The sequence below is a fragment of the Cellulomonas sp. PSBB021 genome, from assembly GCF_002240455.1.
GTDB classification, from domain to species: domain Bacteria; phylum Actinomycetota; class Actinomycetes; order Actinomycetales; family Cellulomonadaceae; genus Cellulomonas; species Cellulomonas uda.
Window position 1 is genome coordinate 2,633,031 of record NZ_CP021430.1, and the last position, 17,822, is coordinate 2,650,852.

Here is a 17,822-nt window from a genome sequence, read left to right on the forward strand (position 1 = left end):
CGCCCGCGAGCCGTACCCGGCCCGCGCGCCGGGCGTCGGCGTCACCCGGCCCGCGTGGTCAGCGGGCGTCGTCGGGCTGCGACGAGCTCGTTATCAGGTGGTCCACCGCGCCCGCGAGCCGCACCAGGGCGACGGCGACGAGCGCGAGACCCACGACGGCGAGCACCCACGACAGGATCTCGAGCACCAGCGGCAGCGTCCCCGCCGAGGCCCCGCCCCCGACCAACGCCGCGATGGTCCCGAGCAGCACACCGCTGAGCAGGATCGCGAGACCTCGGCTCAGCTGCAGCGGCGCAGGACCAGGATCGTGACGTCGTCGACCGACGACGGGTCCGTGCACTCGCGCACCACCTGGTCGACGTCGACCGCACCGCCGCCCTGGCGCTGGAACGCCCCGGCCAGTCGCTGGAGCCCCGCGCGCAGGTTCGTCGACCGCGAGTCGACCAGCCCGTCGCTGTAGAGCACCAGGCCACCGCCCGGCTCGATGTGCAGGTGGTGCGTGGGCGGCTCGCCCGACCCGACACCCACAGGCCGGTCGACCGGCACGTCCTGCAGCGTCGCGTCACCCCGGGGTCCCAGCAGCAGCGGGCGGGGATGACCCGCGACGGACAGCTCGACGTCACCCGTCGCGGGGTCGACCGCCGCGACCACCACGGTCGCCATGTCGGTCGCCATCGTGCGGCGCGCGACCACGTCGGTCCAGCGCAGCGCGTCCGCCGGGCCGTCGCCGCGCAGCAGGAACGCGCGCAACGCGTTGCGCAGCTGACCCATCGCGGCCGCCGCCGACAGGCCGTGCCCCGCGACGTCCCCGACCGCGACCGCGAGCCGGCCGTCGGGCAGCTCGAACGCGTCGTACCAGTCGCCGCCGACGCGGCCGCCGGGCGCGGGCACGTACCGCGCCTGCAGGTCCCACCCCGCCAGGACGGGCAGCGCCTCGGGCAGCAGCGAGCGCTGCACGGTCTGCGCGGCGCCGAGCGCCCACCGCGAGCGCAGCAGCAGCGTCTCGAGCAGGCGTCGGCGCAGGTCCGTCACCGACCGACGCTCCTGCGGGGTCCACGGCGCGCACCGCCCACGGACCACCTCGGTCCACTTCTCGAACGACTTGCGCGGGCTGAGCCGCACGTCGTCGCCCTCGCGCCGCGCGATGGCCTTGTTGTGCGGATCGCCACCCCAGGCGACCTCCTGGACCGCCTCGCTGCGCAGCCAGACGATCGCGCGGTCGTCGGGCAGCCGCACGCCCAGCACACCGGCGACGCCCGGCAGCGCCGCTGCGAGCGCGGGCTCCTGCGTGCCGAGCGCGGTGCGTTCCGTGACGTCCTCGGGCTGGTCCGCGAGCCACGCGAGCAGCGCGGTCGGGTCGGGCGGGACCTCGCCGTCGCTCACCCACGTGCCGTCGTCGAGCACCACGACACCGCGCGCGGGGACGAGCTCGAGCAGGGACGCCCCCGACTCGGTCCGCCCGACGAGCGACTCGCCGAGCGTCCGGTCCGCGTCGCGGGACGCGATGAGCAGGCGCACGAGCGTCGCGTCGGCGGCCAGGGCGGCCTGCAGCTCGTCCTCCTCGGCGCGCGCGACCAGCCGCAGCGACAGCGACGACCCGAGGAACTCCGCGGCGGCGCGTACGCCGTACGGCGGGTGGTGCGGGCCGGAGTAGTGGTGGCACGCGATCAGGCCCCACAGGCGCCCGTCGCGCAGGAGCGAGATCGACATCGACGCCGCGACACCCATGTTGCCCAGGTACTCGAGGTGGATGGGCGAGACCGACCGCAGCACCGAGTGCGTGAGGTCGAGCGGCTCGCCCGTGACCGTGTCGAGGCCCGGCAGGATCGGTGCGGGCCGGTAGCGCACGTCCGCGATGAGGCGGACCCAGTTCTGCTCGTACAGCGCCCGGGCCTGCGGCGGGATGTCGGATGCGGGGTAGCGCAGACCGAGGAAGGGGTTGAGGTCCGCGCGCTTCGCCTCCGCGACCACCTCGCCGTTGTACTCGGCGTCGAACCGGTAGATCATCACGCGGTCGAACCCGGTCAGCGCGCGGACCTCGCGCGCCGCCACGTCGTACAGGTCCGCGAGCGAGTGCGTGCCGTTGAGCCGCTCGACCGCGCCACGCACCGCCTGGTACGTGTTCGGGAAGGAGAACGGCCGCGGCCCCGTCGACACCTCGAGCTCGACGACCAGCAGCGTGCGCGTGCCGACCGCGACCCGGTGCAGCACCGCGTCGACCTCGACCGGACCCGTGGGTGTCGCGGCGACGACGACGAGCGGGTTGCGCATCCGCAGGTTGCCGAACGTGCGCAGGTGCTGGCGCAGCTGGTCCGCGGCCTCGGCGCCGAGCAGCGCCGACAGGTCCGAGCCGAGCGCCTCCGCGGCGGTGCGGCCCAGCAGGTCGGCGACGTTCTGCGAGGCGTGCTCGACGACGAGGTCCGGCTCGGTCACCGCGAGCAGCACGCCGTGCGGCTGCACCGACCCGGGAACGTGGATGGGTTCGCGTGCGCAGTTGTCGAGATCGACGGGCTCGCCGGGCGGCAGCAGCTCCGTGGTGGACCCGGACTCGGGCATGGGGCACCTCCTCGTCGGCTGCTCCGGGGTGCAACCTAGCTGACGCGGCCCACATCATCGTCGACGCGGGCGGACCAGCACCGCCCCGACGGCCACCGCGGCGACCGTGACGAGTGCGCCGAGCACCGGCCACGTGGTCGTCGTCGTCGCGAACGCCGCACCGAGCGACCCGACGACCGCCGCGACCGTCACGACGACCTCGGCGAAAGGCTGCACGCGTCCGCGCTCGGCCGGGCGGTAGGACGCTGCGACCATGGCCGCTCCGCCGCTGGCCGCGAGGTTCCACCCGACGCCCGCGAGCGTCATGGCGACGACGAACGCGACGATGTCGGGGCGCAGCGTCGCCAGGCCCGCTCCCGCGAGGACCAGCGCACCGAGCGCCGCGACCCGCCGCTCGCCCAGCCGCCCGATCCACCGGGCGACCAGCAGCCCCGGCGCGTACATCCCGATCATGTGCAGCTGCACCGAGAACGCCGCGTGCTGCTCGGTGTGCCCCATGTGGGTGCCCGCGACGGGGCCCGCGGTCATCAGCGAGCTCATCGAGACGGCCGCGAGCGCGGTGACCAGCACGCCGAGCAGCAGCGCGGGTTGGCGCCACAGCGCGCGCCGGGTGCGCGCGAGCGGGTCCGGCGCACCCTCGTCGTGCCGCGCGGTTCGGGTGAGGTGCGCGAGGTCACGTGGCAGCCGCGCGTTCCACGCCGCCGCGAGCGCGGCGAAGACCGCGACGAGCAGGTAGGACGCGACGTACGGACGTGGGCCGAGGTCCCGCACCGCGGTCGCGAGGAGCGGTCCGACGAGCGCCGCGACCAGACCGCCCGCGAGCAGGGTGGTGATGGCGCGCGCACGCGCGTCGGGGTTCGCCTCGGCGACGGCGTACCGGTAGTAGCCGGCGCCGGCCTGGTAGACCCCGACGAGCGCGGTGCCCACGCAGAACAGCGCGAACGATCCCACGTGCACCGCGTAGGCGCAGACGAGCCCGGCGGCCACGGCTGCCAGCGGCGCGACCGTGAACACGCGCCGGTAGCCGCTGCGGCCGATCCACCGCGACAGCCCGAAGGTCGCGAGCGCGGCCACCACCGGCATCAGGCTGAACGGGACCGTCGCGAGTGCGCGCGTGGGGGCGAGGTGCGCGCCGACGATGCCCGTGAGCGTCAGGTCGATCGAGATGCCGAAGGTGTAGAGCGACTGCGCGGGCACGAGGCGGCGCAGGAGGCGCGGGCCGTCGACGCCGGGCAGGTCGACGGACGCGGCTTGCGTGGTCGAGGTCGTGGTCACGTTCCACACCCTGGCGGGACAGGACATGGCCGACGAGCGGCAGGATTGCCACCGTGCGCTAGATTTTCGCCATGAGCCCGACGGTCGACGCGCAGGACGTCGCCGTCCTCGCGCTGCCCCAGGCGCTGCCGATGGAGGTCGGCATGCCGTTCCAGGTGCTCACGAGCAGGACCGCCGAGCACTACCGCGTCACGCTCTGCGGCCGTCGCCCCGGGCCCGTGCCCACCACCGGCGGGTTCCCCGTGGTCGCGCAGGCCGGGCTCGAGGCCGTCGTCGCCGCCGACACCGTGATCGTCCCCGCGTACCGGACGGCCCCCGAACCGCCGCCCGACGACGTGCTCGACGCACTGCGCACCGCGCACGCCCGCGGCGCGCGCATCATGTCCATCTGCGTCGGGGCGTTCGCGCTCGCCGCGGCCGGGCTGCTCGACGGCCGCCGCGCCACCACCCACTGGGCGCACGCCGACCAGCTCGCGGCGCAGTACCCGCTGGTGCGCGTCGACGCCGACGTGCTGTTCGTCGACGAGGGTGACGTCATCACCTCCGCGGGCGTCGCCTCCGGGATCGACGCGTGCCTGCACCTGGTGCGCACCGACCTCGGGGCCGCCGTCGCCAACCGGGTCGCTCGCGCCATCGTCGCCGCACCGCACCGCGACGGCGGGCAGGCGCAGTTCATCGCGCGCGACACCCCCACGCACACCGCGAGCGCGCTCGCCGCGACCCGCGCCTGGGCGCTCGAGCACCTGCACGAGCCGCTCACCGTCGCGGACCTCGCGCGCCACGCACGCATGTCGGCACGCACCCTCGCGCGCGCGTTCGACGCCGAGACCGGCCGGTCACCGCTGCGCTGGCTCACCGCCGCGCGCGTCGACCGCGCGCGTGACCTGCTCGAACGCACCGCGTGGAGCACGGACCGCGTCGCGCACGAGTCGGGCCTGGGCACCGCCGCGAACATGCGCCTGCACTTCCACCGCCAGGTGGGCGTCAGCCCCTCGGACTACCGCCGCACCTTCGCGAACGCCCCCACATGACCGCCCGGCCACTCTCGCGCGAAGCCGTGCGTTCCTCGCCGATGCGTGCAGGGCCGGGGGTCTAGCGCGGGGCGGTGGCGGCGACGACGAAGTCCGCGAGCCGGTGTGCGACGAGGGCAGGGTCCAGGTTCGTGGGGCTCTCGGGTGCCGGGTGGGCCGCGAGCACCGGGGCGGAGGCGACCAGGGCGGCGCGCTCCGCGGCCAGGAGCGCCGCGCCGGCGGCGACCGCCTCCTCGTCGGCCACCACGTGCACCGGGACCGGTGTGCACCAGCGTTTCAGCGCCGCCCACGCCGGGTTCGCCGCGACCGGGCGGCCGAGCGCGAGCACCCGTGCCGGCGGCGCGCCCGCGAGCGCGGCCTGCGCGTCGAGCATCCAGCGCGCGTGCAGCACCGCGCCCAGCAGGACGCCGCGCACCGCCGCGACCGGGTCGTCCGGCACGCGGCCGACCGCGCGGAGGGTCGCCGTCGCGTCGGGTGCCGGGGTCTGCCGTCCGTGCACGTAGGGCAGCACGACGAACGCCGCCGGCCCGTCGGCGGTGAGCTGGGCGACGAGCGCGTCGTCGACCACCGACGCACGCTCGAGCAGGTGCGCACGCTCGTCGTCGGGCGCGAGGCTCGCGAGCCACGCCGCGACCGCGCCCCCGGCGCTCGACGACCCCGCCACGAGCGCGGGCCGGTCCCCGCGGACCGTGCGCACCAGGCTCATGCCCGCCGCCGCGACGGGGCCCGGCTCGGGGTCGTGCGCCAGCACCGTGCAGACGACCTCCGACGTGCCGACGGAGTTCGCGACGTCACCGGCCGACCGGACACCCGCGGCGAACGCCCCGACGGCGTGGTCGTGCCCCGCGACCGTCACGGGCGTACCCGCCGGCAGCCCGGCGTCGGTGAGGGGCCCGGTCCGCAGCGGGACCGTCTCACCGGGCCGCAGGACGCGCGGCAGGTGCCGCGGCGCGAGCCCGACCTCCGCGAGCAGCTCGGCGTCGAACCCGGTCGGCACCTCCCCCGGGACGCCCAGCCGGTACGCCATGGTCCGGCCCGCGAGCGTGTGGTCGGTGACGAGCCGGCCCGTCAGGCCCAGCACGACGAGGTCCGCAGCACCCGCCCAGCGGCCGTCGCCGTGCAGCGGCCCGCCCGCGCCGGTGCGCGCGTGCTCGTCGCGCAGCCACGCCCACGTCGCGAGGGGCACCTTCGCCGAGGCACGGACCCCCGTCGTGGCGAACAGCTCGGCGCGGCCGAGCCGTGCCGCGAGCTCGTCGGACTGCCGGCCCGCGCGGTGCCCGTCCCAGCGCAGCCAGTCCCCGCGCGGCTCGTCGTCGGGCCCCACGGGCACGCCCGTCTCCGCCATCGACGCGACGCCGACCGCAGCGGGGACCGGCGTGCCCGGCGAGGCGTCGAGCACCTGACGCGTGAGGTCGGCGACGACACGCAGCAGGTCGGCCGGCGCGGGCGTCGGCGCGGACGCGACCGCGAGCGTGCGCGGCACGGCGACGTCGACCACCGCGACCTTGATGTGCGTCGTCCCGACATCGACCCCCAGCGCGGTCCCCACCCCGCCATCCTGCCGCCTCCTGGCCGGCGGGTGGGTCAGCGGGTGGGGCGCCAGAGGACGACAGCGGACGTCGAGGCGGTGATCGCGCGGGGCGGCTGGGCGACGCGCGGGGTGCGGGGCGCGCGCCTCGTCGCGACCACGTCCCCGCGGGGGTCCGCGGTGAACACGCGACGCCCGGGCTCGACGAACGAGCGCAGGTAGTCGACCTGCCGCTCGAGCCGCAGCACCTGCGCCTCGAGCTCGAGGATGCGCTTGATGCCCGCGAGGTTGATGCCCTCGTCCTGCGACAGCCGCTGCACCTCGCGCAGCGTCGCGACGTCCCGCAGGGAGTAGCGCCGCCCGCGTCCCGCGGTGCGCCGCGGCGAGACCAGGCCGAGCCGGTCGTACTGCCGCAGGGTCTGCGGGTGCATGCCGGCGAGCTCGGCGGCGCGCGAGATCACGAACATGGGCGTGTCCTCGTTCACTTCGCACCTCCCGCCGGCCGGTCGCGCCGGGTCACGCGCGCGCCTGCTCCATGAGGGACGCGCGGGGGTCCTCGCCGCTGGTCGCGATGCCGAACGCCTGGACCGCCTCGCGTGCCGCGTCGGACAGGCGCTGGGGCACGACGACCTGCACGGTCACCATGAGGTCGCCGGGGGCCTTCGCCGACCCGGACGCGGGCACGCCCTTGCCCTTGACGCGCAGCGTGCGCCCCGACGGCGTGCCCGCCGGGACCTTGACCCGCACGCTCTCGCCGTCGAGCGTCGGCACGTCGATCGTCGCGCCCAGCGCGGCCTCGTCGAACGCCACCGGCACGGTGACCTTGAGGTTGCGCCCGTCGAGCGTGAACACCGGGTGCGGCGCGACGTGCACGGTCACGACGAGGTCGCCCGCGGGGGCCCCGGGCTCACCGGGCCGCCCCTTGCCACGCAGCCGGATCTTCTGCCCGTCGCGCACCCCGGACGGGATGCGGGCGTTGACGGTGCGGCCGCCGACCTGCAACGACACGGTCGACCCCTCGACGGCCTGCCGGAACGGCAGCTCGACGGCCGCCGCGAGGTCCGCACCCGGCTGCGGTCCGCGCTGGAACCCGCCACCGAACATGCCCCCGAGGATGTCCTCGAAGCCACCCGCACCGCCGCTCGAGTAGCGGACGCGGGTGTTGCCGCCGCCGCCCCCGAACATGCCGCCCAGGATGTCCTCGAACCCGCCGCCGCCACCGCGGCCGCCCGCCGTGAAGCGGGCACCGCCGGCCATCGCGCGCAGCTGGTCGTACTGCTGGCGCTGCTCGGGGTCGGACAGCACCGAGTACGCCTCGCCGATGTCCTTGAACTGCGCCTCGGCCTTCGCGTCACCCGGGTTGTGGTCCGGGTGCTTCTCCCGCGCGAGCTTGCGGTACGCCTTCTTGATCGTGGCCGCGTCGGCGTCCTTGGGGACGCCGAGGACCGAGTAGAAGTCCTTCTCGAGCCAGTCCTGCCCGGTCACGGCGCCTCCCTCCTCGTGATGTCGTGCGTGCTCGTCGTCAGGCCTCCGGGTCCACCACCGCGACGCGTGCCGCGCGCAGCACCCGGTCCTTGGTCCGGTAGCCCGGCTGCAGGACCATCTGCACGGTCGACGTCGTCACGTCGGCCGAGTGCGAGTGCATGAGCGCCTCGTGCACCGCCGGGTCGAACTCCTCGCCCGCGGCGCCGTACCGCTCGACGCCGAACCGCCCGAGAGTCGCCTCGAGCTTCTCGGCGATCGACGCGAACGGCCCCTCGGCGAGGTCACCGTGCTGGCGGGCCAGCTCGATGTCGTCGAGCACCGGGATGAGCGCCTCGGCGACCGCCGCGACACCGCGCTCGTGCGCGGCGAGCACCTCGGTCTTCGAGCGCTTCACGTACGCGTTGTACTGCTGCTCGAGGTTGTAGTGCGCCGCCTGGGCGCGCTGCAGCTCCTCGAGCCGCTCGTCGGCCAGCCGCTGCGCGTCCGACGCCTCGCCACCGCCGGCCGCGGCGGCCTCGGCCTCCGCGATCACGGCCTCCTCGGGCGTGGGCTCACGCACCTGGCCGGTCTCCGGATCGATGCGGCGCTTGTCCGTGAACCGGGGCGCCTCGTTCTCGGGGGTGTCCCCCGGGCCCTGCTCGGGCCCGGGGGTCGTCGGCTGGTCCGTCACTTCTTGTCGTCCTCGTCGTCGACGATCTCGGCGTCGACCACGTCATCGTCGGACGACGAGCCCGCGTCACCCGTCGGGGCGTCGGCCGGGGTCTCCGCCTGGGCCTGCGAGTAGATGGCCTCGCCGATCTTCTGCGCGGACGTGGACAGCGCCGTCGTCGCGGACTTCACCGCGTCGGTGTCGGTGCCCTCGAGCGCCTTCTTCAGGTCGTCGACCTTGGACTGCACCTCGGTCTTGACGTCCTCCGGCAGCTTGTCGGCGTTGTCGACGAGCAGCTTCTCCGTCGAGTAGACGAGCTGCTCGGCGCTGTTGCGCGCCTCGGCGTCCTCGCGGCGCTTCTTGTCCTCCGCCGCGTGCTCCTCGGCCTCGCGCACCATGCGCTCGATGTCCTCCTTGGGGAGGGCCGAGCCACCGGTGATCGTCATCGACTGCTCCTTGCCCGTGCCGCGGTCCTTGGCGGACACGTGCACGATGCCGTTCGCATCGATGTCGAACGTGACCTCGATTTGCGGCAGCCCGCGCGGCGCCGGCGCGATGCCGGTCAGCTCGAACGTGCCCAGCGGCTTGTTGTCCCGCGCGAACTCACGCTCGCCCTGGAACACCTGGATGAGCACCGACGGCTGGTTGTCCTCCGCGGTGGAGAAGATCTCCGAGCGCTTCGTCGGGATGGCCGTGTTGCGCTCGATGAGCTTGGTCATCACGCCCCCCTTGGTCTCGATGCCGAGGCTCAGCGGGGTGACGTCGATCAGCAGGACGTCCTTGCGGTCGCCCTTCATGACACCGGCCTGCAGCGCGGCACCCACGGCGACGACCTCGTCGGGGTTCACGCCCTTGTTCGGCTCGCGGCCGCCCGTGAGCTCCTTGACGACCTCGGTGACCGCGGGCATGCGGGTCGAGCCGCCGACGAGCACGACGTGGTCGATGTCGGACAGCTGGATGCCCGCGTCGCGGATGACCGCGTGGAACGGCGCCTTGGTCCGGTCGATCAGGTCCTGCGTCATCTGCTGGAACTGCGCGCGCGTGAGCTTGGTGTCCAGGTGGATGGGGCCGTTCTCGCTCATCGACAGGTACTGCAGCGAGATGTTGGTGCTGGTGGCCGACGAGAGCTCCTTCTTGGCCTGCTCCGCCGCCTCACGCAGACGCTGCAGCGCGATCTTGTCCTTCGACAGGTCCACGCCGGACGAGTTCTTCACCTCGGTGACCAGGAAGTCGACGATCCGGTTGTCCCAGTCGTCGCCGCCCAGGCGGTTGTCGCCGGACGTCGCGCGGACCTCGATCGTCGAGAAGCCGTCGTCGTCCTTGCCGACCTCCAGGAGGGACACGTCGAACGTGCCACCGCCGAGGTCGAAGACGAGGATGAGCTCGTCCTCCTTGCCCTTCTCCAGGCCGTACGCGAGCGCCGCCGCCGTGGGCTCGTTGATGATGCGCAGGACGTTGAGGCCCGCGATCGCGCCCGCGTCCTTGGTCGCCTGGCGCTCGGCGTCGTTGAAGTACGCCGGGACCGTGATGACGGCCTCGGTGACGGGCTCGCCCAGGTACGCCTCCGCGTCACGCTTGAGCTTGCCGAGCACACGCGCCGAGATCTCCTGCGCGGTGTACTTCTTGTCGTCGATGTCGACGGTCCAGTCCGTGCCCATGTGACGCTTGACGGACGAGATCGTGCGGTCGACGTTGGTGACGGCCTGGCGCTTGGCGATCTCGCCGACGAGCACCTCGCCCGTCTTCGAGAACGCCACGACCGACGGAGTCGTGCGCGACCCCTCCGCGTTGGCGATGACCGTGGGCTCGCCACCCTCGAGGACGGCGACGACGGAGTTCGTCGTGCCCAGGTCGATGCCGACTGCTCGTGCCATGTGTGATGCCTTCTTTCGATCGTGGTGCTGGTGCACTGGACGCTCTTGAGTCCGCTGCGCTCAACCTTGCATCCGACCGCAGGGCCGCCGCAAGTCCGAACCAGAAAACTTGAGTCTGCCAGGCTCAACTCCGGACGCCGCCGCGCCATTCCCTCAGCGCAAGACTTGGACCGACGACTCCCCGTGTGGGGTCGCATCCAGGTTGTCCGATTCGCGTCAGCGTGTCCGGTGCGTGTCCGGTGCGTGTCCGGCGTCGCGTTAGCGTGTCGCGCGCCTTCATGTCAAGGTGGGCACGCCTGAGATCCGCTGTCACCTAGTCGTGCAGCGCACCCCAGTTGTCCGTTACCCGGCCTCCTGACCTGTGATCGGACATGTGTGTGAGATGGCGCTCGTCTCACGTAGTTGTCCGAATCCTCAGACGCGCACCTGCCGATCCGCCAATAAGCCATCCGCTCCCCGGGCGGTCTCGAGCGACCGCGTCCGGGCGGAACTTCGGCCGGTAGGCGGGACGCAAAAATCTGACGCTGCCCACGAAGACCACGACCTCGCTGGCCAGGAGGAACCGAGTCGAGAGAGTCCCGTCTGATGGCCGACTTCACACCACGACAAGCATCGGCACGTCGGTCGCTGCACCCGCGAGCAACGCAGACTCAGCCTTCCAATGGCGGTCCCGCGCCCGGTGGACGAGAGCCGCGGGCGGGGTGACCCCTTCAGCGGCCCATGCCAGCGCACGGCACCGGAGCGCCATCGAGGGCAGGTGCCAGCGGTCGAAACCACGGGCGACGACGTGCAAATCTCGAGCACCTCCACGTGGCTCGACCGCTGTCCGTAAACGGGCGCGCTCGTACCGCACGGCGAGACTGTAGGTGGGCAGACTCCACAGCCCTCGATGCTCGCGGAGCGCGCGGCCCGCCGCCCCCACCCAGTGCGACGCCGCATCGCCGTCCCCAGCCGCGAGGGCCAACTCTGCTCGCATGAGGGCCGCGTACGCGCGTGCTGACGTGGAGACCTGACCGCGGTCGCGCGGCAGCTGCCCTGCAATGCCTGCTGCGCCGTCGAGATCCCCCACGGCGGCGCGGTAGTAGGCGATCGTCGACACGAACCAGGTACACGCGTCGTCGCCCAGCGGCGAACCTCCGGCTGCGCTCAGCGAGACGAGCTCGGACAACCAGTCACCTGCCTCCGCGGCCTCGTCGTTGCGCCCGAGGAGCACGAGGATCTCCAGGCGCCGCCACACGAACTCGCCGTGGAACCGAGCGCCGAGCAGAGCAGGGTTGGGCGGCGTCTCGTCCAGCACCGCCAGTGCCTCGCGGTACCGGCCTTGCGACTTGAGGGCGTCCGCGAGCGACGAGGTGTCATGCGTGTCGAGAACGTAGCTCCCCGCCGCTTCGCGGAGGGCGAGCGGGGCTCGCTCCAACAGCCGTTGGGCCTGGCGACTGAATCCCCGCATCGCCAGAAAGTCGGCCGTGCGCGTGCGTGACCCATCCGCGAGCCGCCGTGCCCTCGGGCTCCGCCAGACCTGGGCGGGGGCCGTGGCAACGACCATGTCGAGAAGCAGAAGCGGTACCGAACGAGCAGACTTCCCCGCTGCTAGGACCTCGTTGGCGCAGTGCAGGAGGGTGTGCGCACGCCGGGGCGTGACTGGCGGCCAGCCCATGCGGTGCAGCGCGGCGCGAGGCTGGTCGTCTTGCCGCAGGAAACGTCCACTCAGCTTCGCAGCCTCGACGTCGCCGTCCGCCACGAGCGGTTGGAGAAGGGCGGCGGCCTCCCTCCACATGAAGAGGTCACCGAGGATCGCGGCCGCGGCCAACCGTCGCCGGGCGTACGGGGTCGACCTGAGCGAGGTGACGAGCTCCGTGGTCTCCGGCGGAGGCGGCGGCGGCGACGGGACCGGCGCGTCCGTCGAGAGGCGACCGAAAGGAAGGGAGCACAGGAAGGGCTCCGACGCGCCGGTGTGAACCCAGACAGGTATTCCCCGTCGCTCGGCCTCGCGCAGCGACGCGGCCGCCTCCGGCCACAGGTCCTCCGATGCGTCGTACTGCACCCAGGTGATGGAGGCGGGTCCGGTATCGATCAGGAGACCGAGTACCTCATCGCGTCCTGAGTATCCGAGCACGAGGACGTGCCGCCGCGTGCCGGCCTTGCGCAGACTGGCCAGGGCGGCCGCGCTCGGACCGCGGACGCTGTCCTCGATCGTGGTCACGATCGAGTCGGCGTCATGCCACACCCCGTGGAGGTGCGTGACGTGCACCGGTACGTCGTCACCGGCAGCAGCCTCGATGCACGTGTCCATGTTGAGGGTCAGAATCCGGAGCTGCCGTCGAGCGGCCAGCAGCTGATGTGTGGGGTTAGGTGGCAGTCCGCCCACGGACGTGTAGGCGGCGGCCAGAGACCTCGTGTGCGAGTGGTCATGCCACGTCTGCATGATCGTCTCGAGCCGGACGCGAGCTGGCTCGATCCGCGCGCACGCCACGTCAATCGTCCGGGCGCTCAAGCCGAGAGACTGCAGAAGTGCGCGCACGCCGTACGCCGCGAGCTGCTCGCCACTCGGCGCGCAGGTCGGGGGTCCCATCGAGATACCGGCTCCGCACAGCACGGTGTCGATCGGTGGGGCGTTGCCGGAGAGCCACGCCTCCGCCCGCGAGGCAGCCTCGTCCGTCAGAAATTGATCGATCAGCACCTGAACCCCCGGAGCACTGGTGGCGAGGCGGTCCGAGTCGCTCGGGGTGTGAAGGAGGCTCGGGCCATCGGATGGCGACCGGGGCCCGGTCTCCCGTCGAGCAGCGTAGACGCCGTCGGGGACTCGGCGGAGGCTGGACGCAACTCCCACTTCGGCCATCGCTCGAGTCGGTGGCGAAGCACCCCGGGAGTCCTAAGGGGCCGAGCCCTCGACGACCTGTTCGACGAGATCCGGCAGTTCTCGCTGCAGCACCACGTCGACGGTCTTCGCGCGGCGATCGCGCGCCTCTCGGAACTCGCCTGCAAGGTGATGCACAACGCCACCGGTGGCACCCCGCAGTTCGACGATGACAGCGGGATCAGCCTCGTCGAGGCGACTGCGACCCTCGCTCGGCTCGTCCCTGATCCGGAACTGGCTCTCGGGACTGCTGCAGGATCGATTGACACCGGGTGAGTCCTGATCATGCCGCGAGGGCGGCGTCCTGGGTCGTGAAGGCGAGTTCGAACTCGACCGGGGTGAGCTTGCCGAGGGCGCGCTGGCGTCGACGACGGTTGTAGGTCCGTTCGATCCAGAACACGATCGCGGCGTGCAGCTCGTCGCGGGTGCGCCAGCGTCGACGGTTGAGGACGTTCTTCTGTAGCAGCGCGTTCCAGGACTCCATGGCGGCGTTGTCACCGGCCGAGGCGACGCGGCCCATCGAGCCCTGCAGCCCGGCGGCGGTCAGGACCGCCCGGAAGCTCCGCGCCCGAAATTGGGCGGGTTCAACCAGTCGTTGCAACACCGGCCTGTTCGAGGGAGCGTAGTTGCTCGGCGAAGACCTCGGCGGGGGTGCGCCAGCCGAGGACTTTGCGGGGGCGGTTGTTGAGGGTTAGCGCGACGGCTTCGAGGTCGCCGGCGCTCCATCGCGACAGGTCGGTGCCCTTGGGGAAGTATTGGCGAAGCAGCCCGTTGGTGTTCTCGTTCGTGGGGCGCTGCCAGGGCGAGTGCGGGTCGGCGAAGTAAACCTTCGTGCCCGTGGCGAGCGTCAGGTCCACGTGTCCGGACAGCTCCTTGCCGCGGTCCCACGTCAGCGTCTGACGCAGTTGCACGGGCAGGGTGGTGATGGACTCGGTCAGCGCGGCGTTCATCGCGAGGGCCCCGTATCCGCCGAGCGACGTGCCGTTCTTCACGACGGGCTTGTCTCCCCAGCCCTCGAGGCGTGGCAGGTGCACCAGGATCGTGGCGCGGCTGGCGCGCTCGACGAGCGTGCCGATCGCGGAGCGGCCGGTCCCGATGATCAGGTCGCCTTCCCAGTGCCCGGGCGTCGCCCGGTCGGCGGCCTCGGCGGGCCGCTCGGACAAGAGCACGTCGGCGGTGACGTGTCCCTGCGGCTTGTTGCGGGTCCGGGCGCGCGGTTCGCGCAGCGCCCGTCCGGTGCGCAGGCACGCCACGAGCTCACGCTTGAGCGCGCCGCGCCCCTCGATGAACAGCGCCTGGTAGATCGCCTCGTGGCTGATCCGCATGGACTCATCATCGGGGAAGTCCAGGCGCAGCCGGTGGCTGATCTGCTGCGGGCTCCAGGCCGTCGCCCAGCGCCGGTCCGCCCGGTGTGGCTTCATCTTGCGGCCCTTCCACCCGGGCGTGTCCGGTCCCGTCACGACCGTGCCGTCGGAGCGGCGCACTGTGCCGTCCAGGCGTTCCTGGACGTCCTCGCGCAGCGCGTCGTTGACGGCGAGCTTGGCGACCTTTGGGCGCTTGGCGGCCTCCTGCGCCTTCCACTGAGCGACCGTCGCCCGGTACTCCGGCTTCCCGCCCCGGGTCGCAGCGTTGCGGCGTAGCTCGCGGGAGATCGTCGACGGGGAACGCCCCAGGCGGGCGGCGGTCTCCCGCACCCCGTAGCCCATGACCTGGCACAGCGCGATCTCCTCACGCTCTTCGAACGTCAGATAGCGGCCCGTGGGCTCGGCCAGCGAGATCGGCGGCATGCCGCCAGCGTGCCTAAACCAACGAGTGCCCACCGGCCATGACACGCCGACCGTCAACGACGCCTCCACCGTCGTGACCCCGGTGGCGATCACCCGCCAGAACTGACGCTGCACCACCCGCGACGGATCCGGCCGACCGGGCGAGCGCATCGCCGGCCGAAGCGCGCGGTCAGCCCGCCACTGCCGGCGCGCGCCCTCGGGAACATCGCTCGTCTTCTTCCGCCAGTCCGCCTTGGCCACACCACACCTCCGGGATCAAGGTGTTGCGACGACCAGTTGAATCCGCCTTGCGATCCTCTGTCCGAATGCACCACCACAACGCCGGTCGGGGCGCGCCGGGCGACGGCGGTGCGCAACGCGGTGACGGCGAGCTGCGCGGTCATCCGCTCGTCGATGGCGTAGCCGACGATCCGGTTGCTGAACAGGTCCTTGATCGCGCAGCAGTAGAGCTTGCCCTCGCCGGTCGGGTGCTCGGTGATGTCGGTGACCCACACCTGGTCGGGCCGCTGAGCGGTGAAGTCGCGCTGGAGGTGGTCGTCGTGAACCGCTGGGCCCGGGGACTTCCCGGCTGCGCGGCGGCCCTTGCGGACCGTTGACGACCACAGTCGCTGCTGGGAGCACAGTCGCCAAACCCGCCGCTCGCCGACGTCGTGACCTGCGCGTTCGAGCTCGTCGGCCAGAAACCGATAGCCGAACTCCGGGTCGTCGCTGTGCGCGTCGATCAGGGCGTTGGTCAGGTAGGCGTCGTCCAGCTCGCGCTGACTGACCGGCTCGGTGAGCCAGGCGTAGTACGCCTGTCGCGAGTGGCCGAGCACCCCGCAGGTCAGCCGCACCGGGATGCCCTCGGCGGCCAGGTCACGGACCAGCGGGTAGCTCATTTTGGGAGCGAGCCGGCAGCGAAGTAGGCCGCCGCGCGGCGCAGGATCTCGTTCTCCTGCTCCAGGCGGCGCTTCTCGCGGCGCAGCTGGACCAGCTCGTTCTGCTCGCTGGTGGTCTTGCCGTCCACGACGCCGTCGTCGATGTCGGCCTGACGCACCCAGCGCCGCACCGACTCGATCGAGATGTCGAAGTCGGCAGCGACCTCGGCGTGCGTCAGATCGCCACGGCGGGCGACCCGCACGACGTCACGCTTGAACTCAGGCGGGAACTTCTTGGGCACAGCGACATCCTTCCAGCGGGACCTCGTCCCACAGATGGAGTGTCAACCAGCCCTGCAGCAGTCCCCTCTGGCTTACGATCTGCACGCGGCGCGACAGGCGAGCGAGTAGATGCGTCCGGACCTGTGCCTTGCGCACCCTCGTCTCTCGCATCGCGGGTGGTCAGCCCCGAGAGATTTGGGGCTCTTCGCGGATGAGGGTGTAGCGGGTGGGTCTGGCCTGAGCGGCGGGTCGCTGTTGAACGGCGTCGAGGTCCTCCGATGATGGCGGTTCTGACGCCAGCCACCCGGAAGACCTCGACATGCCTGACGGTACCTTCGCGCGCCCGGACCTGACCACGTTCACACGCCTGGACGAGCATGGCTTGCGGGTCACCGGCCAGCGCCTCGAGCCGGATCGCACGGTGCTGGCCTGCACGATCGTCGCCGAGGATCCGTGGTGCCGGCGTTGCGGCGCGCAGGGAGTGCCGCGTGGCAGCGTGGTCCGTCAGCTCGCGCACGAGCCGTCGGGATGGCGCCCCACGATCCTGCAGGTGCGGGTCCGGCGCTACCGCTGCGACGGCTGCGGGCACGTGTGGCGCCAGGACATGAGCGCGGCCGCGGCACCGCGCGCGAAGCTGACTCGCGGCGCGTTGCGGTGGGCGCTGGAGGCTCTGGTGGTCGCGCACCTGTCGATGGCCCGGACCGCCCAGGCGCTGGGAGTCGCGTGGCACACGGCGAACACCGCGGTCCTGGCCGAGGGCGCGCAGTTGCTGATCAGCGACCCGCACCGGTTCGACGACGTGCACGTCCTGGGGGTCGACGAGCACGTGTGGCGCCACGCGCGCACCGGCGGGAAGTACGTCACGGTCATCATCGACCTGACCCCGGTGCGTGCCGGCACCGGGCCGGCGCGGCTGCTGGACGTGGTCGAGGGGCGCTCAAAGCAGGCCTTCAAGACCTGGCTCGCGAAGCGGCCGCTGCCCTGGCGTGACCGGCTGGAGGTGGTCGCGATGGACGGGTTCACCGGCTTCAAGACCGCCACCACCGAAGAGCTGCCCGAGGCGGTCGCGGTCATGGACCCCTTCCACGTCATCCGCCTGGCCGGGGACGCGTTGGACCGCTGCCGGCGCCGAGTCCAGCAGGACATGCACGGTCACCGCGGACGCAAGAACGACCCGCTCTACCATGCCCGGCGGACCCTGCACACCGGCGCCGACCTGCTCACCGAGCGGCAACGACAGCGCCTGACCGCACTGTTCGACGGCGAGGACCACGTCCAGGTCGAGGCGACCTGGGGGATCTACCAGGGCATGATCGGCGCCTACCGCGACCCCGACCGCGCCCGAGGCAAGCAGCAGATGACCGCCCCGATCGACTCGCTGCGCCAGGGCGTCCCGGCTGCCCTGATCGAGCTGCGGACCCTGGGCCGGACGTTGAAGAAGCGGGCCGCCGACGTCCTGGCCTACTTCGAGCGACCCGGGACCTCCAACGGCCCGACCGAGGCGATCAACGGCCGCCTCGAGCACCTGCGCGGGACCGCACTGGGCTTCCGCAACATCGCCAACTACATCACCCGCAGCCTGCTCGAAGCCGGCGGCTTCAGACCGGTGCTACACCCTCATCTGCGATGAGCCGCCAAAGG

15 protein-coding genes and 1 pseudogene are annotated in these 17,822 nt (G+C 72.5%); 3 read left to right on the plus strand and 13 right to left on the minus strand.

Features of this window, described 5'->3' with window-relative positions; all coding sequences use genetic code 11:
- Positions 1-58 precede the first annotated feature (58 nt).
- From CBP52_RS18515 to CBP52_RS12110, 3 genes are all read right to left on the minus strand, one after another.
- A complete protein-coding gene (locus CBP52_RS18515; protein ID WP_255407173.1) occupies positions 59-187 on the minus strand; it encodes a hypothetical protein in 129 nt (42 codons plus the stop codon).
- Positions 188-279: 92 nt separating this feature from the next.
- Positions 280-2,556 carry a SpoIIE family protein phosphatase gene (locus CBP52_RS12105; RefSeq protein WP_094181159.1) on the minus strand — a complete coding sequence of 759 codons (2,277 nt, stop codon included), beginning with the start codon at positions 2,554-2,556 and terminating at the stop codon, positions 280-282.
- Between the two features lie 54 nt (positions 2,557-2,610).
- Entirely contained in the window at positions 2,611-3,831 is a 1,221-nt protein-coding gene (locus CBP52_RS12110; protein ID WP_157732597.1) for an MFS transporter, read from the minus strand.
- Between the two features lie 71 nt (positions 3,832-3,902).
- Here CBP52_RS12110 and CBP52_RS12115 point away from each other — a divergent pair, with 71 nt between their 5' ends.
- Positions 3,903-4,862, plus strand: coding sequence for a GlxA family transcriptional regulator (locus tag CBP52_RS12115; protein ID WP_094181161.1), 960 nt, complete (start codon positions 3,903-3,905; stop codon positions 4,860-4,862).
- A gap of 61 nt (positions 4,863-4,923) precedes the next feature.
- Here the strand turns inward: CBP52_RS12115 and CBP52_RS12120 are convergent, their stop codons facing one another.
- The 6 genes from CBP52_RS12120 to CBP52_RS12145 form a co-directional block, all read right to left on the minus strand.
- Positions 4,924-6,411 carry an L-fuculokinase gene (locus CBP52_RS12120; RefSeq protein WP_094181162.1) on the minus strand — a complete coding sequence of 496 codons (1,488 nt, stop codon included), beginning with the start codon at positions 6,409-6,411 and terminating at the stop codon, positions 4,924-4,926.
- A gap of 35 nt (positions 6,412-6,446) precedes the next feature.
- Positions 6,447-6,857 carry a heat shock protein transcriptional repressor HspR gene (locus CBP52_RS12125; RefSeq protein ID WP_094182355.1) on the minus strand — a complete coding sequence of 137 codons (411 nt, stop codon included), beginning with the start codon at positions 6,855-6,857 and terminating at the stop codon, positions 6,447-6,449.
- Between the two features lie 49 nt (positions 6,858-6,906).
- Positions 6,907-7,875, minus strand: coding sequence for a DnaJ C-terminal domain-containing protein (locus CBP52_RS12130; protein ID WP_094181163.1), 969 nt, complete (start codon positions 7,873-7,875; stop codon positions 6,907-6,909).
- A gap of 37 nt (positions 7,876-7,912) precedes the next feature.
- Positions 7,913-8,545 carry a nucleotide exchange factor GrpE gene (locus CBP52_RS12135; RefSeq protein ID WP_094181164.1) on the minus strand — a complete coding sequence of 211 codons (633 nt, stop codon included), beginning with the start codon at positions 8,543-8,545 and terminating at the stop codon, positions 7,913-7,915.
- Positions 8,542-10,398, minus strand: a complete 1,857-nt coding sequence (gene dnaK, locus CBP52_RS12140) for a molecular chaperone DnaK (RefSeq protein WP_094181165.1) — start codon at positions 10,396-10,398, stop codon at positions 8,542-8,544. The genes CBP52_RS12135 and dnaK overlap by 4 nt, the downstream gene beginning before the upstream one ends.
- Before the next feature lie 595 nt (positions 10,399-10,993).
- Complete coding sequence (locus CBP52_RS12145) at positions 10,994-13,078, minus strand: hypothetical protein (RefSeq protein ID WP_094181166.1); 2,085 nt, start codon at positions 13,076-13,078, stop codon at positions 10,994-10,996.
- 48 nt (positions 13,079-13,126) lie between these two features.
- Between CBP52_RS12145 and CBP52_RS12150 the strand changes: the two genes are divergently transcribed.
- Entirely contained in the window at positions 13,127-13,531 is a 405-nt protein-coding gene (locus tag CBP52_RS12150; RefSeq protein WP_094181167.1) for a hypothetical protein, read from the plus strand.
- Between the two features lie 7 nt (positions 13,532-13,538).
- Here the strand turns inward: CBP52_RS12150 and CBP52_RS12155 are convergent.
- The 4 genes and pseudogenes from CBP52_RS12155 to CBP52_RS12170 all read right to left on the minus strand — a co-directional run.
- Positions 13,539-13,835, minus strand: a pseudogene (locus CBP52_RS12155) (integrase core domain-containing protein); the annotation flags it as partial.
- Positions 13,836-13,839: 4 nt separating this feature from the next.
- Positions 13,840-15,042: an IS30 family transposase gene (locus CBP52_RS12160; protein WP_157732731.1), complete on the minus strand. Its 1,203-nt coding sequence runs from the start codon at positions 15,040-15,042 to the stop codon at positions 13,840-13,842.
- An 89-nt stretch (positions 15,043-15,131) separates the two neighbouring features.
- A complete protein-coding gene (locus tag CBP52_RS12165) occupies positions 15,132-15,920 on the minus strand; it encodes an IS3 family transposase (protein ID WP_094181169.1) in 789 nt (262 codons plus the stop codon).
- A complete protein-coding gene (locus tag CBP52_RS12170) occupies positions 15,917-16,201 on the minus strand; it encodes a transposase (protein ID WP_013769347.1) in 285 nt (94 codons plus the stop codon). Before CBP52_RS12170 ends, CBP52_RS12165 begins: the two co-directional genes overlap by 4 nt.
- A 299-nt stretch (positions 16,202-16,500) precedes the next feature.
- On the opposite strand from CBP52_RS12170, the gene CBP52_RS12175 reads away from it, so the two are divergent.
- On the plus strand, positions 16,501-17,811 hold the full coding sequence (locus tag CBP52_RS12175; RefSeq protein ID WP_094181170.1) for an ISL3 family transposase: 1,311 nt from the start codon (positions 16,501-16,503) through the stop codon (positions 17,809-17,811).
- The last annotated feature ends 11 nt before the right edge of the window (positions 17,812-17,822 follow it).

Excerpts from the sequence above, each read along its gene's own strand:
- CBP52_RS12105 (WP_094181159.1), bottom strand. The coding sequence starts at position 2,556 with ATGCCCGAGTCCGGGTCCACCACGGAGCTGCTGCCGCCCGGCGAGCCC.
- CBP52_RS12115 (WP_094181161.1), top strand. The coding sequence starts at position 3,903 with ATGAGCCCGACGGTCGACGCGCAGGACGTCGCCGTCCTCGCGCTGCCC.
- CBP52_RS12125 (WP_094182355.1), bottom strand. The coding sequence starts at position 6,857 with ATGTTCGTGATCTCGCGCGCCGCCGAGCTCGCCGGCATGCACCCGCAG.
- dnaK (WP_094181165.1), bottom strand. The coding sequence starts at position 10,398 with ATGGCACGAGCAGTCGGCATCGACCTGGGCACGACGAACTCCGTCGTC.
- CBP52_RS12160 (WP_157732731.1), bottom strand. The coding sequence starts at position 15,042 with ATGCCGCCGATCTCGCTGGCCGAGCCCACGGGCCGCTATCTGACGTTC.
- CBP52_RS12165 (WP_094181169.1), bottom strand. The coding sequence starts at position 15,920 with ATGAGCTACCCGCTGGTCCGTGACCTGGCCGCCGAGGGCATCCCGGTG.
- CBP52_RS12175 (WP_094181170.1), top strand. The coding sequence starts at position 16,501 with ATGCCTGACGGTACCTTCGCGCGCCCGGACCTGACCACGTTCACACGC.